The sequence below is a fragment of the Streptomyces sp. RLA012 genome (assembly GCF_056270325.1).
The window spans coordinates 2641930-2656857 of sequence record NZ_JBWDPA010000002.1 but is presented as its reverse complement, the minus strand read 5'-3'; the positions used below and the strand labels follow the sequence as shown (position 1 = coordinate 2656857).

Annotated in this window: 15 protein-coding genes and 1 pseudogene; 7 read left to right on the top strand and 9 right to left on the bottom strand. The window is 69.2% G+C overall.

Annotated features, from left to right (window positions below; genetic code table 11):
* Positions 1-35 precede the first annotated feature (35 nt).
* The 4 genes and pseudogenes from RV986_RS12360 to RV986_RS12345 all read right to left on the bottom strand — a co-directional run.
* Positions 36-1070 carry a hypothetical protein gene (locus RV986_RS12360; RefSeq protein WP_475917434.1) on the bottom strand — a complete coding sequence of 345 codons (1035 nt, stop codon included), beginning with the start codon at positions 1068-1070 and terminating at the stop codon, positions 36-38.
* A 236-nt stretch (positions 1071-1306) separates the two neighbouring features.
* Positions 1307-1630: a helix-turn-helix domain-containing protein gene (locus tag RV986_RS12355; protein ID WP_471207281.1), complete on the bottom strand. Its 324-nt coding sequence runs from the start codon at positions 1628-1630 to the stop codon at positions 1307-1309.
* Positions 1627-2703, bottom strand: coding sequence for a tyrosine-type recombinase/integrase (locus tag RV986_RS12350; protein WP_475917433.1), 1077 nt, complete (start codon positions 2701-2703; stop codon positions 1627-1629). Before RV986_RS12350 ends, RV986_RS12355 begins: the two co-directional genes overlap by 4 nt.
* Positions 2704-2861: 158 nt before the next feature.
* Positions 2862-3215, bottom strand: a pseudogene (locus tag RV986_RS12345) (autotransporter); the annotation flags it as partial.
* A 188-nt stretch (positions 3216-3403) separates the two neighbouring features.
* Between RV986_RS12345 and RV986_RS12340 the strand changes: the two are divergent.
* Positions 3404-4813, top strand: coding sequence for an RICIN domain-containing protein (locus tag RV986_RS12340; protein WP_475917432.1), 1410 nt, complete (start codon positions 3404-3406; stop codon positions 4811-4813).
* 2 nt (positions 4814-4815) lie between these two features.
* On the opposite strand, the gene RV986_RS12335 is transcribed toward RV986_RS12340, so the two are convergent.
* On the bottom strand, positions 4816-6498 hold the full coding sequence (locus RV986_RS12335) for a rhamnogalacturonan lyase B N-terminal domain-containing protein (protein ID WP_475917431.1): 1683 nt from the start codon (positions 6496-6498) through the stop codon (positions 4816-4818).
* 189 nt (positions 6499-6687) lie between these two features.
* Between RV986_RS12335 and RV986_RS12330 the strand changes: the two genes are divergently transcribed.
* Positions 6688-7773: a rhamnogalacturonan acetylesterase gene (locus RV986_RS12330; RefSeq protein ID WP_475917430.1), complete on the top strand. Its 1086-nt coding sequence runs from the start codon at positions 6688-6690 to the stop codon at positions 7771-7773.
* A 217-nt stretch (positions 7774-7990) separates the two neighbouring features.
* A complete protein-coding gene (locus tag RV986_RS12325; RefSeq protein WP_475917429.1) occupies positions 7991-9691 on the top strand; it encodes a DUF2264 domain-containing protein in 1701 nt (566 codons plus the stop codon).
* Between the two features lie 186 nt (positions 9692-9877).
* Here RV986_RS12325 and RV986_RS12320 read toward each other — a convergent pair whose 3' ends face one another.
* From RV986_RS12320 to RV986_RS12310, 3 genes are all read right to left on the bottom strand, one after another.
* Positions 9878-10273, bottom strand: a complete 396-nt coding sequence (locus RV986_RS12320; protein ID WP_475917428.1) for a hypothetical protein — start codon at positions 10271-10273, stop codon at positions 9878-9880.
* A 189-nt stretch (positions 10274-10462) separates the two neighbouring features.
* Positions 10463-11113: a hypothetical protein gene (locus RV986_RS12315; RefSeq protein ID WP_475917427.1), complete on the bottom strand. Its 651-nt coding sequence runs from the start codon at positions 11111-11113 to the stop codon at positions 10463-10465.
* A 63-nt stretch (positions 11114-11176) separates the two neighbouring features.
* Positions 11177-11335 carry a hypothetical protein gene (locus tag RV986_RS12310; RefSeq protein WP_475917426.1) on the bottom strand — a complete coding sequence of 53 codons (159 nt, stop codon included), beginning with the start codon at positions 11333-11335 and terminating at the stop codon, positions 11177-11179.
* 405 nt (positions 11336-11740) lie between these two features.
* Here RV986_RS12310 and RV986_RS12305 point away from each other — a divergent pair, with 405 nt between their 5' ends.
* From RV986_RS12305 to RV986_RS12290, 4 genes are all read left to right on the top strand, one after another.
* Positions 11741-12199, top strand: a complete 459-nt coding sequence (locus tag RV986_RS12305) for an SRPBCC family protein (protein ID WP_475924260.1) — start codon at positions 11741-11743, stop codon at positions 12197-12199.
* Between the two features lie 222 nt (positions 12200-12421).
* Positions 12422-13189, top strand: a complete 768-nt coding sequence (locus RV986_RS12300) for an isocitrate lyase/PEP mutase family protein (protein ID WP_475917425.1) — start codon at positions 12422-12424, stop codon at positions 13187-13189.
* 144 nt (positions 13190-13333) lie between these two features.
* Positions 13334-13633, top strand: coding sequence for an AraC family ligand binding domain-containing protein (locus RV986_RS12295; RefSeq protein WP_475917424.1), 300 nt, complete (start codon positions 13334-13336; stop codon positions 13631-13633).
* A gap of 145 nt (positions 13634-13778) precedes the next feature.
* Positions 13779-14243 carry an Lrp/AsnC family transcriptional regulator gene (locus RV986_RS12290; RefSeq protein WP_475917423.1) on the top strand — a complete coding sequence of 155 codons (465 nt, stop codon included), beginning with the start codon at positions 13779-13781 and terminating at the stop codon, positions 14241-14243.
* Here RV986_RS12290 and RV986_RS12285 read toward each other — a convergent pair.
* Positions 14170-14844, bottom strand: coding sequence for a TetR-like C-terminal domain-containing protein (locus tag RV986_RS12285; protein ID WP_475917422.1), 675 nt, complete (start codon positions 14842-14844; stop codon positions 14170-14172). The genes RV986_RS12290 and RV986_RS12285 overlap by 74 nt on opposite strands.
* Positions 14845-14928 lie beyond the last annotated feature (84 nt).

Below are 14928 nucleotides of genomic sequence, written 5' to 3'. Positions count from 1 at the left end.
CTGTGACCTGCACTTCGAGGTTGCCGAACACTTACTCATCCGCTCTCGGTGGTCTGCTCGATCTGGTCGTCGAGCAGTTCCTGGGCGATGGCCGCGTAGCGGCTCGCGGTGGTGTGGGACAGGTTGAAGACCAGGGCGAGGTGCAGCGGGTCGGCGCCGACGGTCAGCGCTTCGTGCAGTACCCGGTCGCCGCGGATGCGTTCGAGGTAGACGCCTTGGTGCAGCAGGCGCCGCTTGAGGTATTCGGCACTGACGGGCCCGGTTCCCAGGGCGGTCTTCGCGTTGATCAATACGTGCCGGTTGGGGGTCTTCGGCCAGGTGGTGCGGCGCTGGTCAAGCCAGGCCAGCAGGGTCTGGTGGGGCAGTTCGCCGAGGCGTTGGGGGTGTCCGGCGATGGTGATCCGGCGGTTGGGCAGGTCGAGGTCGTCCAGGGTGAGGCGGCGGATAGCCGTGGCGCGGGCGGCGTGGACGGCAGCCAGGGCGACGATCAGCCGTTGCGCCGGGGTGACGGCGATCCGTTGGACGGCGAGCACTTCGGCGTCGGTCAGCGGCAGCAGGCTGCGTGGGATGTCTTCTGCCCTGAGTCGAGTGGTGGGGTTGGCGAAGATCAGGCCGCGCTTCTTGGCGAAGCGGAACAGCGAGCGCAGTGCCGCGATGGCGTTGCGACGCTGCCATCCACGCAGGGGTGACAGCGCGGCCGTGACGTCGGCGACGGTGATCTCGCGCAGGTGCCCACGGGTCGTCGCCCACTTCTCCAGCAGGGGTCGGACGCAGCCGAAATGGACGTAGAGACAGGTGCGGGACCGGGGCTTGGCGCGGCTGTCACCGTCGAGGAGGACCAGCAGCCAGGCGCGGACGTCGCTGGCGAAGCCGGCGGGCAGTTCGCTGGTGCGGTCGTCGATCCAGGAGCTGATCGCCGAGGCGCTGTCGTCTTCCAGAAGTTCCAGGTCGGCGAGGACTTCGGCGACCCGAAAACTGGAAGCGTGTCGCGGTATTCGCGTACGGACTTCGGTGAGCTTCACGGGCTTGCCGGGCGGGCGGTGCTCCAGCACCGCCGTCAGGCCGTCCATCGCGCACCGGACGAGCGACGGTGACCATCCGTTTGCCTCGCCAAGTTGTCTGGCGAGGGCTGCGGCCGACCGGAGCGCGGGATTGTCCGAGGTCAGGGCAGGGTGCTGCCAGCGGGGCGGGGGCGGGATGCCTGCCTTGCGGCGGTAGTAAGACGCCAGGGCACGGCAGTTGTGGTCGCAGTAGGCCCGGTCTCGCCGCGATCCAACAGGCAGCGGCTTGCCGCAGTGCACGCAATTCATCGAGGGGGCAGAGACCTGCCCGTGCGAGGACGCGGGGCGACGGCGTGCGGTTGGCCCACCGCCGTGGCCTGCGAGTTGGTCGCCGGCGTCGGCTCCGGCACCCGCTCCGGCTCGGGCAGCAGCAGTTCCTCGACGCCGCAGCCGAGCACGGCGCAGATGACGTCCAACTCGTCGAGCTTGACGGTGTTCGGCTGGCCGGACCACAGCCCCGACATCTTCCCCGCGCTGATCACCACCCCGCGTTCGGCGAGCATCCGCTGGAGCTCGCTGGCCTTCCAGATGCCGCGGTTGGCGGCCGCCAGGCGAAGGTTCCACTTCACTGGGCCAGTCCTTTCCATCGCTCGGTTGCGCGCTGTTGTCCGGCGACCCAGGCGTCTTCGACATGGGCGCCGTGGACGTGGATGTACCGGGCCGTGGTGCCGGTCCAGGTATGTCCGAGTAGCTCCTGGATGGCGAACAGGGTCATGCCGGCGAGGTAGAGCTGGGAGGCGCAGAAGTGCCGAAGCACGTGCGGGGTGAGCTTCCCGGCCCAGGTCGGCAGGTGTTGAGCCGCTGCATCGGCCAGCGACCGGCGGAAGACGTCGGCGGTCGCCCGCGAGCAGGAGCCGTCACGGTTCTTGCGCTCGGAGGGGAACAGCGGGGCACCGGGCCGGGTGTGGTCGGCATCGAAGTGGCCCCACACGTCCTCGATGAACCACCGCAGGTTGCGGTCGGCGCCGTTGATCAGCGGCACCAGCCGCGGCTTCGGCCCACGCCTCCGGGAACCTTTGCCGTGCCGGACGTTGATCTTGCCGAACCGGCCCAGCTCCCACCGGACGTCGTCCAAGTCGAGCATCCGTGCCTCGTTGATCCGCAGCCCCACATCCGCCGCGAGCCGGGCGACCGCGTAGTTGCGGGCCGCCGGGCCGAACTTGCGGCAGGACAACAGCTCCTCGCGCCACCCCGCGAACAGCTCCTCGATCTCCGCTTCGCTGGGCGGGATCCGCAGCTGCGGTTCCACCGAGGCCCGCGGCCGGTTCATCTCGTCCAGCGGGCACTCGACCACACGGCCGGTGAGGTTGTGCAACTCGACCTTGTGTCGCAGCTCCAGGAACTGGAAGAACACCGCCAGCGCACCCGCCCGGCCGGTCCGGGTCGACGGTTTGGCATCGCGAAGCACCTTGCCGAAATAGGCGTCGGCGTCGGACGGCTCCATCTCCCACAACGGACGGCCGAACCAGTCCCGGATCAGGTCCAGGTGGTTGGAGTCGTTGCGGATGGTGCTGTCGACCAGACCGGCCGAGGCCCGCGCGAGCACGAACCCCGCCAGGACATCGGTCTCGAACTCGGCGAGCTCTTCCTCGCTTACCGGAGCGCGGTACTCACGCAGATCGCGTACTACGGCCAGAGCCAACCCACGCCTCCACGACTTCACCCAGACTGAAGGAATCCCGACAGAGATGAGGCTTGCGCACTCTGGACGAAGTTGGGTCAGAACGGCCTGCGGTCACCCGGACGAGCTAACAGGCCCAGGTCCAGGCACTCTCAACAAAGCCAGGGACCTGCGGATGAACTCGGAACTCGCGGACTATTGCCCACCCTGTACGGGTGGTTGCCTCCTTGCGTTGTCACGCTCTGCCGTTGCCGGGCCTTCGGCAGCGTGAAGTCGCTGTCCCTGGTGAGGATCAGCGTTCCGCCGCCGCGCACCGTGAGCGTGCCCTCGCCGTGGAAACTGCCGTTGTACGTGGTCGTCCCGGCGGGCACGGTCACCACCGCGTCACCGGTGAGCGTCACGTCCCGGCCCGCGAGCACATCGGCGGTGGCGTCCCGGATGCCGGCGGCCGACGCCGGGGGAGCGGTGACCAGGAAGGCGACGGTCGCGAGGGCGCCTACGGCGGCTGCTGTCTTGTGGGTATGGCTGCGCACATCATCGGAGACGCGCCAGGACGGCGGCGATAACAGAAATCTCGCGTCCATCTTTGCCCCCGCGCGATCCGTTGACCTTCCCGTAACACGCCCTTACCTTTTCGACGTTCGTAATCGCAGATGACGTACGAGATGTCGAACCCCGCACCTGTTTCCTGCCCTGTCCCCCCACCTCCGAGAGGCGTCAGATGAGACGTGTGTACGCAATCCTTGTCGCCCTGTGCTGTGCCCTCGCCGCGGCACTGGTGACCGCCGGGCCGGCCCAGGCCGCACCGCAGACCGTCACCAGCGGCACCCAGTTCACCGACACTTCGGGCAACGGCGTGCACGCGCACGGCGGTGGGGTCATCAAGGTCGGCAGCTACTACTACTGGTTCGGCGAGGACCGCAACGCCGACAACACCTTCCGGTACGTGGACGCCTACCGCTCCACCGACCTGAAGAACTGGGAGTTCCGAAACCACGTACTGACCCAGTCCAGCGCCTCCGAGCTGGGCACCGCCTACATCGAGCGGCCCAAGGTCATGTACAACGCGTCCACCGGCAAGTTCGTCATGTGGATGCACAAGGAGAACGGCGTCGACTACAGCGAGGCGCGCGCCGCCGTCGCCGTCTCGGACACCGTCGACGGCGCCTACACCTACCAGGGCAGCTTCCAGCCGCTCGGCCAGTACATGTCCCGCGACATCACGACCTTCGTCGACACGGACGGCACCGGCTACATGGTGTCGGCCGCCCGCGAGAACTACGACCTGCAGATCTACCGGCTCACCGCCGACTACACGGGCATCTCCAGCCTGGTCGCCGACCCCTGGCACGGCGGCCACCGCGAGGCCCCGGCGCTCTTCAAGCGGGGCGGCGTGTACTTCATGCTGACCTCGGCCGCCACGGGCTGGAACGCCAACCAGCAGCAGTACGCCACCGCGACCAGCCTCGCCGGCCCCTGGACCGCGATGACCAATGTCGGCGACTCGACGACGTACAACTCGCAGACCGCGTACGTCCTTCCGGTCCAGGGCACTTCGGGCACCTCGTACCTCTACATGGGCGACCGCTGGGGCAACTCCTTCGGCGGCACCGTCAACGACTCCCGTTACGTCTGGCTGCCGTTGGCCTTCCCGACCTCCACCTCGATGTCCATGTCCTGGTACCCGGAGGTCTCGGTCGACACCACCGCCGGCACGATCACCGGGACGAGCGCCACGTACAACACGCTCGTCGGCCGGTCCAGCGCCAAGTGCGCGGACGTTCCCAGTCAGTCGCTGTGGCAGGGCGTCGCGATCAGCCAGTACACCTGCAACGGCGGCACCAACCAGAAGTGGTGGTTCAAGGACCTGGGCACCGGCTACTACGAACTCATGGGCCGGGGCAGCTCCCTGTGCCTCCAGGAGAACTCCGCCAGTGTCACCCAGGAGAACTGCACCGGCGCCACCGCCCAGCAGTGGAGCCTGACCACGTCCGGCAGCTATGTGCTCGTCAAGGCCCGGGCGAGCGGCGAGTGCCTGGACGTGTCCGGCGCGTCCACCGCCAACTCCGCCGCGATCATCACGTACACCTGCAACGGAGCAACCAACCAGCAGTGGACGCGCGGAACATGACGTCAGGTCAGTAGGTCGACGGCGTCGATGGAGGTACCCGCGCTGAGGAAGGACGTCGACCCCGAGCCGCTCGCCACATAGATCTTCAGCGTGTTGTACGCACTGGTGTCCGTCAGCCAGGCGGACGCGGGCACGCTGTAGGTGAACGTGTGGTTGTTGCCCCGGTAGGAGCCCACGGTCAGCGACCGGGTGCTCGGCTGGGTGGGCGGTGAGGGGACGGCCGAGGTCCAGGTGTCGTTGACCACGATCTGCGGGCGGCCGTTGGCGTAGGCCGTGGTCACGCCGATGCGCAGGGTGTGCGCGGCGGCGGCCTGGGCGGCGGTCAGCCTGAAGTACACGATGATGCCGCTGTTGATGTCCTTCCACAGATAGCAGGGAAACGCCGAGGTCTCGGTGCCGCTGCCGACGACCACGTTGCCGGTCCAGGACGCGGCCCGGACGTCCGACGGATGCGCGTACGTCATCAGGTCCGCGTTCTTGAACCCGCTCGGTGTGCCGTCCCAGGCGCCGATCCGCCAGATCGCGCTCGCGTTGCCCGGGTCGTTCGAGGAGGGGATGGTGATCGTGTTGAGGGTGGTCGTCGCGCCCGCGCCCACCGTCACCGAGGTGGTGTACACGGCGAGTTCGCCCTTGAGGACGGTCAGGGTGTACGTGCCCGGCAGTACCCCCGCGATCGAGTAGTAGCCGTCCGAGGCGCGTGCCGAACCCCAGTACTGGGCGGCGGAGTTGGCGAGCCCGACCGTGTACGCGTACGCCGTGTTCCGCCCGGAGATGCCGACCCCGGTGACCTTGCCGCGGCCGCCGGCGGCCACGTACCCCGAGATGCCGAGCGAGTCGGCCCAGGAGGTGGTGAGGTTCGCCGGGTAGAGCGACGAGGAGGGCGCGCCGCCGTCCGTGAGGGCGATGACGTACGGACCCTGGAGGCCGAAGCGCTCCGACTCGGTCTGGTTCTCGCCGTAGTACAGGATCTCGTACAGTCCGCCGCCGTCCGCGCTCTGGTGCCGCAGCAGGGAGCGGTAGAACGGGCCGCCGGAGGCCTTCTCGTGGTTGCTGCGCACGATCCACAGGCCGACGCCGCCGGTGGTCCAGCCGATGTAGTTGTAGTCGATGACGCGGAGCTTCGAGTAGTGCTTGGAGCGGGTCTGGCCGTCGGACTTCGCGAACACGTCCGCGGACTCGATGGTGGTGGGCGCGTAGGTGTAGGAGTCGGGTTCGTCGTTGAGGAACAGGCCCGCCCTGACGCGCACGATGTAACGGGTCGCGCTGACCGAGGTGTCGGCCTTGTTGGTCCACAGATAGACGTTGTTCTCGCCACTTCGGGCGGCGTAGTAGTGCTTGAGCGTGCCGTACGCGACGCTGACGAGGATCGTCGAACCGGACTGCGCGATCGTCACGGTGGAGGTGCCGAGGCCCGACTCGACGTGCGAGTTCTTGCCGCCGTAGCCCTGGTACTCGGTGCCGCGGTAGACGAGCGAGGTCAGGTCGCCGTTGGTCTTGCTGACCTTGAAGACCAGGTTGGCGCCGGTGTCGATGACGTAGTTCGAGCCGTCGTCCGTGTAGCCGAAGCTCGCGGCGGCGGCCGTCCCGGTGAGGGCCGTCGCGCTCACGGCCGCCGCCGTCGTGCCGAGGACGAAGGTGCGGCGTCCGAGTGATCCGTCGGTGGATCTGTCGGTCGATCCGGACATGGGGGTGCCTCCTTCGGAGGTGGAGGTGTGCGGGTGTCCGGAAGACTGGCAGTTGAATCGATTTCGCGAAAGGGCTTTCGCCGCTTGGGAGTTGGCAATCATGTAAAAACGCGCCGAGTACTAGAAAGCGCTTGCGGAGAGCGGTACGGTCCAGCCGCCAGGCCTTGTCGTCCTGTTGGAGGAGCCGCAATGAGACGTTTCATCATCGCCGCGGTGGCCGTACTGGCCGCCGCCACCGCCCTGTCGGCCACACCGGCGCAGGCGCACGGAGGGCCCCGCGCCCTCGGCCTGGACAACTGCACCGCGACCGCCTGCCACTTCGATGTCGCGCCCGGCACCTACGACGTGCGCGTACGGCTCGGCGGGGCCACCGCGGCGAGCACGAGCGTCAGCGGTGAGACCCGGCGCTCGCTGCTGCCGGAGACCGCCACCGCGGCCGGGAAGCCCGTGACCCGCAGCTTCACCGTGAACGTCCGCACCCCCGAGGGCGAGCCGACCGGCCCCGACGGCACCCCCGGCCTGGACCTGGTGCTCGGCGGCTCCGCGCCCGCGCTGGCCGACATCGAGGTGACCCCGGCCCTCCCCCAAGCTCTCGGCTTCGCTCGAGCAGGGGGTACCCCCATCCACACCCGCCAGATCTTCCTGGTCGGCGACTCCACGGTCTGCGACCAGCCCGGCGACCCCTACACCGGCTGGGGCCAGCAGCTGCCCCAGTACCTCCGCAAGGGCGTCTCGGTCGCCAACTACGCGGACTCCGGCGAGAGCACGGTCACCTACCTGGAGAACCCGGCGCTCTTCGGGACCGTCCAGCCGCTGATCCGCCGCCACGACCTGGTCCTCATCCAGCTCGCCCACAACGACAAGACGATCGACGAGCCGACGTACCGCGCGAACCTGGAGACCCTGGTCGCCGGTGTCCGCGCGCGGGGCGGCGACCCGGTCCTGGTCACCCCCATCGTCCGCCGCTGGTTCAACGCGGACGGCACCCTGAACAACAACACCGCGCTGCTGGTCAACGGCCTCGGCGTGGACCACCCCGCCGTCATCCGCTCGGTCGCCGCCGCCGAGAACGTGCCCCTCATCGACCTGACGGCCAGGACCAAGGCCCTGGTCGAGTCGCTGGGCGTCGAGGGCTCCAAGGCGATCTACCTCTACAACGAGAAGCGGGACAACACGCACACCTCCGCGCACGGCGCGACGGTCTACGCGGGCCTGGTCCGCGACGAACTGCTCGCCCGGCATCTGGTGCCCGAGCGCCAGGTGAGGATGGGATGAGCCCCTGGGGCGTCCCGACCGGAACCGGGGCGCCCCAGGTACTGATGCTGTTGGCGAATCCACGGCCGGGGCCGCCCTCCTCGGAAGCCGTGAGCACTAAACCGTTTTAGTGCTCACGGCTTCCGGCACACATGCTGAGGAACCGACAGGACCGACCGGATTCGCCAACAGCATCAGGTACTGCCCGACCGAGTCGCCGAACCAGGAAGCGCCACTGATGCCCGACGAGGACCGCACGCTCAGCCCGTACACCGGCTACACCCGCGCCCACTGGGAGGCTGCCGCCGACTCCCTGCTCGCCGCGGTCGCCCCGTACGCGACGCCGGACGGCGCGCTCTATCACCTCCCCGGTGAGCACACGAGCTGGTCCGGCAGGCTCTCCGACGGCCTGGAGGGCTACGCCCGCACCCTGCTCCTGGCCGCCCTCCGCCGCGACGAGAAGTCCCTGGAGCGGTACGCCGACGGTCTCGCCACCGGTACGGCCGGCGTCTGGCCGCGCGTGGCGGACCGCAGTCAGCCCCTCGTCGAGGCCGCGTCGATCGCCCTCGCGCTGCGGCTCACCCGGCCGCTGCTGTGGGACCGCCTGGACGACGGTGTGCGGCAACGGGCCGCGGCCTGGCTCGGCGACGCGCTGACGGCCGAACCCTGGCCCTGCAACTGGGAGTTGTTCCCGGTGACGGTCGGCGGCTTCCTGGCGGAGGTCGGTCACGAGCCCGAGGCGTCGCGGGCCGCGATCGACCGGGGCCTGGAGCGGATCGAGGAGTGGTACGTCGGCGACGGCTGGTACACCGACGGCCCCGGCCGCGCCTTCGACTACTACAACGGCTGGGCGATGCACCTGTACCCGGTGCTGCACGCGTGGCTCGCGGACGACACCCGGCTCCTCGACCTGTACGGCGGCCGGCTCTCCCGCCATCTCACGGACTACGCAAGCCTGTTCGGCGGCGACGGCGCCCCGATGCGCCAGGGCCGCTCGCTGACCTACCGCTTCGCGACGACCGCCCCGCTGTGGCTCGGCGTCCTTACCGGCCGCACCCCGCTGTCGCCGGGCGAGACCCGGCGTCTGGCGTCCGGCGCCCTGCGGCACTTCCTCGACCGGGGCGCGGTCGACGACCGGGGCCTGCTCACCCTCGGCTGGCACGGCCCCGACGAGTCGGTGCTGCAGGGCTATTCGGGCCCGGCCTCCCCGTACTGGGCGAGCAAGGCCTTCCTCGGCCTGCTCCTCCCACCGGACCACGAGGTGTGGACGGCGCGGGAGGAGCCGGGCCCGACGGACCGCGCCGACGCCGTCACGCCCGTCGGGCCGCCCAACTGGCTGCTCCAGACCACGACGTCGGACGGCCTGGTCCGCCTCCACAACCACGGCAGCGAGGACGTCCGCTACGACCCCTACTACACCCGGCTCGGGTACTCGACCGCGACCGCGCCCTCGACGTCGTACGACAACAGCGTGATCGTCGGTGACGATCCGAGCCGGACGGACATCGAACCGCTGGGGGTGGGGGACGGCTGGGTGGCGTCCCGGCACACGGCGGGTGGGGGAGCGCGGGTCGTGAACCTGGTCGTCGCACGGGGAGCGGTGGAGGTGCGGGCCCATCTGGTGGCGGGAGCGGACCCGGGGACGCCGGTGCGCGTCACAGGGTGGCCGGAAGGCGACGGCGTGCACGGTGAACTCCTCTCCGTGTACGGCCTGTTGGACTCGGCGGGTGTCACGGGACCCGGCGCCACCCTCTTCGTCGTCCTCGCCCGGCTCACCGGCGAGCCGGATCCCCTGCCCCTCACGGACTTGGTGTCCGTAAAGGTGGAGGGGGAGTTCGAGGTGTCCGTCAGCTGGGCCTCGGGACCTGCGTCGCACTTTCGGTTCAGGGCTTCAGACGGGCTGTCCGCAGCGTCGTCGTGGTCGGTGAAGCCCCGGTGAGGGCGCTCGCGTAGGACGCGGTGACAGGGGCGTACGCCCAGGTCAGAGTGGAGTCCTCCAAGGGCGCCGGGCGTGTTGCGGTTCTTGAGGAAGGCGACGGTGACCTGGTGGGTCGCCGTCCTCGGCTTCACCGTCCACCGGAAGTTCGACTCGGACCCAGCTCGGGAGGGGGTGCTTGGGCGGCTCTCAACTGTCGAGGTCCTGCTGGGCTGAGGTGATGAAGGCGTCCCGGTCGTCGGTGTAGTCGGACGTGGTGCAGTTTCCTGCGGAAGTGGCCTTTCCCATGACGTATTTCGTGAGGTTTTCGGTCGGTCCGCGCAGGCCCTGGCTCGCGATGAGCAGCACGCGCGACTCCTGGGTGAGCACCTCGACCGATACGGCGTTGACCTTGTCCGAGTTGGAGGACGACGAGGCGAGTTCGGTGCACACCTGGCCGGCGGCGCGGATGAAGTCGGCATAGGCCGCCCGGCGCTGGTCCTGGATCTCGGCCGAGCGTTGGCGGTCGAGTGTCTCCTGGACTCCCGTGTTGGCCCAGTAGCCGGCCAGGGCTGCGGCTCCGATGGTGCTGGCCAGGCTGATCACGGCAAGGATGAAGAGGAAGGGGCGGTCTCTCCGCTCCGGCGCCGGCGTGCCGGCGGGCGGGATCGCTGGTGTGGGTGTGGGTGTGGGTGTGGGTGCCGGAGGCGTGGGCGGCTGTCCTGGAATGGACACGAGCGTCCCTTCGAGGTGGAGAGAAGGCGTTGCTCTTGGAGCGCAACGTTCCGCGCGTGTTCATGGGTTGCGGGGAGGCTGCGCGGGTGCCAGGTGCGGCGCAGGTCGGCGCCGCGCGTTTTCCACGGACAGGGCCCAGAAGCGGAGAGTCAGCGCGGCCAGCCCGATGAGCGTCATCAGGACCACCTGGTAGACAAGGTTGGTCCCCGGGTAGTTCTTCGTCAGGCCACTGAAGAGCAGGCCCATGCCCGCGTATGCCATCGCAGCCAACGCCAGGTGGAAGGCCAGGCGAATCCACTTCGCGGCGCGTCGATGAAACCGGTAGAGCAGCAGGACGCGGCTCGGTGAGGCACCGGGCGGATCCACGTCGAGGTGACTCCTGCCGGCTTCGCTCGCCAGCGTCGCCGCTTGGTCCATCCAGCCCCGGGCCGTCGCCTCGGCGTCCTGGAGTGTCTGGGGTGTGGTGGAGAGCAACTGCTGGGCTTGCCACCATTCGACGGTGAAAGCGATCTGACGGCTGGCGTCCTCGAAGGCGAGACGCCGGCTGCCTGTGAGGGAATTGCGTGCCTGTCGATTCTCCAGGAGAACACTGACCGTTCCGGCGATCGCGGTCACGACGGGTACCAGCAGTGCGACGGTGAGTGCGACGATGTTGTTCGAATTCATGATCGGAAACAGCCCCCCAGCTGTCAGACCCGGTGGGATCAGCATGACAGTCGCTGGGGCAACGAGACGGTGTTTCGAGCATCTGTCTCAGAGGGACTGATGGGATGCTCAACTCCGCTTGCCGCGTGTGGACGTGCCGACCTTCTCGGCCCGCAGAAGTTCCGCGGCGGTCTGTGTCTCGGTCACGGCCAGGCGGATGCTTGCGGTGCCGCCCATCACGAGGTGTACCTCGCCGTTGAGGTGGCCTTCCTGGCGGCGAGAAGACACTGGTCGGCTGTTCATGCGGGGACGTACTCGATGGGCTTCCGAGCCCAGCAGCCGCCGATGCCCAAGCTTGCACGACCGCTTCTTGGCTGCCGGTGGAGTGGATTCAGGCGGCCTGTGCCAGGTGGTACGGGGTGACGTCGCAGCGGGCGGCGGGCTGGGCCTTTGCGGCGGGTGAGGCGGACCTGACGGCGGAGCTGGTCGCGGATGACGCCGACGACCTCGGCACCCCTCGCGACATGCCTGGTCGTGTCGTAGGGTCGCGGTGCCGCCACGAGAGGACGGGCGGCGCGGCCCCTGCGTTCCTTCGTACGTTTACGAAGCAGTTCCCCGGCGGCCCAGCGGTCCGGCGGACGCCTTTCGAAGGGGCCCCCGGGCGTGCTGCGGCTCATCTGATGAGGAGTGTCCATGTCGGGACAGTTTGAAGCGACGGTCGAGGTCGATCGGCCTGTCGAGGCGGTGTTCGCATACCTTGCCGACGGACGCAATGATCCGCAGTTCAGCCCTCGCGTGCTCAGGATCGAGCGGGTTCCCGACGCCCCGACCGCCGTGGGTACGGTCTTCCGGAGCACAGTCAAGGACGCCGGGATGAAGACGGCCAGGGAGTTCCGCATCACCGACCTCGAAGCCCCGGTGAGGATGCGGTGGGCCGAGGTGTCGAAGAACAGCGTGACGGCACGCGAGGGTGGCTACGACCTGGAGCCGCTGGGCGGCGGCAGGACCCGGATCCGTATCTTCAACGTTCTGGAAGGCCACGGCCTGGGCAAGCTCCTCGTCGGCCTTGCGCTCGCTGCCGCTCGCAAGGATGCCGACGGCTTCGGCGCCCGGATCAAGGTGGCTGCCGAGGCGGCGATCGATCCGCGCTGATACCTCGCGGACGGGTTCGCCGGTCGGGGCGGTGACAACTGAGCGCTCCGTGGATCCATGGCCGCTGTACGGCCCCCGATCACTTGGTTGCCTTGCTTCTCGCGGTGCGGTGGGTACGGTTCGGCGGGCGCCGAAGGGTCGTGGCTCTAGCGTTCCCGGTATGAACGCCTCCGCGCAGCCGACCCTCTCCTCGACCACCTGGCCGAGCGTCGAAAGGCCGGCATGACCCCCTTCGCCGCGCTCCACCGCGCCGCCACCCCGCTCCTTCTGCCCAACGCCTGGGACCATGCCTCGGCCGCGCTGCTGGCCGGTCAGGGCTTCGAGGCGATCGGTACGACGAGTCTCGGTGTCGCCGCGGCCGCCGGACTGCCGGACGGCGCGGCCGCGACCCGGGACCTGACCGTACGTCTCGCCCGGCAGCTGGGCGGCGGCCCGTACCTGCTGTCCGTCGACGCCGAGGACGGCTTCGGCCAAGACCCCGCCGACGTGGCGGAGTTGGCGCGCGAGCTGGCCGCCGCCGGAGCCGTCGGCATCAATCTGGAGGACGGTCTCGGCCCCGCCGAACCGCACGCGGCGAAGATCGCGGCGGTCAAGGCCGCCGTACCGGACCTCTTCGTGAACGCCCGTACGGACACCCACTGGCTCGCAGACGGCGACGACCGGGAGACCGCGCGTCGTCTCGACGCCTACCAACAGGCGGGCGCCGACGGCGTGTTCGTCCCGGGGCTGACCGACCCGGCCCGTATCTCCGCCCTGCTCAAGACCGTCGACGTACCGCTCAACATCCTGTACTCACCCGCCGGGCCGACCGTGGCACACCTCGCCGACCTCGGCGTGCGCAGGGTCAGCCTCGGTTCGTTCCTCTACCGGCGGGCACTGGGCGCCGTCCTGGAGGCGATGGCGGACATCCGGTCGGGCCGGCCGCCGCGGGGCACCGTGCCGACGTACGACGAGGTACAGGCGCTGAGCGCACCGGCCGGCCCCTCCTAGGCCTAGGCCCGCTCCAGCTTCTTGACCCTTCGGAGGTGGTCGACGGTCCCTGTGGTGTACGCCGTGCGTCGCTGTCCATGGGGCCGTCGTTGGGCCGTCGTCGGGTGCGCCTCATGGTCCGGACCGTCGGTAGATTGACGGTCCATGCCGGAAACCCGCCAGGATTCCCCGCGGTCTTCAGGGCCGCAGCCGACGACGCCCAACGGTGCAGGCCGGCTCCCGCACGGCTACCACCTCGACACGCACTCCCATGACGATGGTCAACTGGTGTATGCGGCTGCGGGCGCGGTGGCCACCACGACCGAACGCGGGACCTGGGTCGCTCCGGCCAGCCGGGCGACATGGACGCCGCCCGGCTTCGAACACTCCCACCGCTTCTACGGCGAGACCGACGTCCGCCTGCTCACCATCCCGGCCGACCTGTGCGACACGTTCAACGCCTGACCAGCGTTCACCGGGGTCCGGCGCGTAACGCTGCGTAACGAGCCGAATGCAACAGGGTTTTACGGATAAGTGATCATCGGGTGAATGATCCGAGGAGCGGATGATCTGCCGAATTGTATTCGGCTCGATGGGCAGAATGCCGCCCATGGACGAACTTGACTCGGCAATCGTGGAGCACCTCCAGCGCGATGCGCGGCAGACCAACCGGGAGCTGGCCCGCACGCTGGGCATCGCGCCGTCCACCTGTCTGGAGCGGGTACGGGCGCTGCGCAACCGCGGGGTGATCACCGGCTATCACGCGACCGTCGAGCTGCGCGCCCTCAACCGGCCGGTGCAGGCCCTGGTCTCCGTTCAGGTGCGGCCGTCGAGCCGCGAGGTGATCGAGGGTTTCAGGACCTACGCCGCCGGGCTGCCCGAGGTCCTGTCGGTGTTCGTGGTCGCCGGCGGCGAGGACTTCCTCGTCCATGTCGCCGTGCCGGACGTCGACCACCTGCACGCCTTCCTCCTGGACCGCTTGGGCGAGCGCCGGGAGATCGTCACCTTCCGCAGCTCGGTGCTCCACCAGCATCTGAGCAACCCGGTGACGAGCCCGCTGGGGTCGGTCGGGTGAGGACCTCGGTCAGCTCCTGGTTCTCCTGGCCCTCGGTCCGCGGCCAGTGCTCCAAGGCCACGTGCAGGGCGTCGAGGGCACGCTTCCATGACGCCTGTACGTCCCTGGGGGCGCCGAAGCCGCCGATCGCCTCCAGGCCGCAGAAACCGTGGAAGGTGCTGCGCAACAGCCGTACGGCGTCGGTGAGATCGGGCTCGGACAGCCCGTACGCGCGGAGCATGCCGTAGGTGATCTCGGCGGTGCGCCGGGGGAGGTCGGACTCGGCGACGAGGGCGGGGTCGGGCTGTGTGTGCGTGGCGGCGTAGCGGCCGGGCCGTTCGAGGGCGTACTCCCGGTAGGCGCCGGCGAAGGCGACGAGCGCGTCCTTGCCGGCGCGTCCGACGACCGCCGTGGCGATGCGGTCGATCATCTCGCCCGAGGCCAGCAGGGCGACGCGCGACCGCAGCTCCTGCACGTTCTTGACGTGGGAGTACAGACTCGCGTCCTTCACTCCGAACCGGCGTGCCAGCGCGGACACGGTGACGTTCTCGAACCCGACCTCGTCGGCGAGATCGGCCGCCGCCGCGACGAGCCGGTCGGCCGTGAGCCCGGCACGCGCCATGGGAATCACCTCTGCCCTACCTAGAGCATCTAGGTTGATCCCTAATATACATAGCCGGGAGGGAGTGGGAGGCCGTAGTGATAC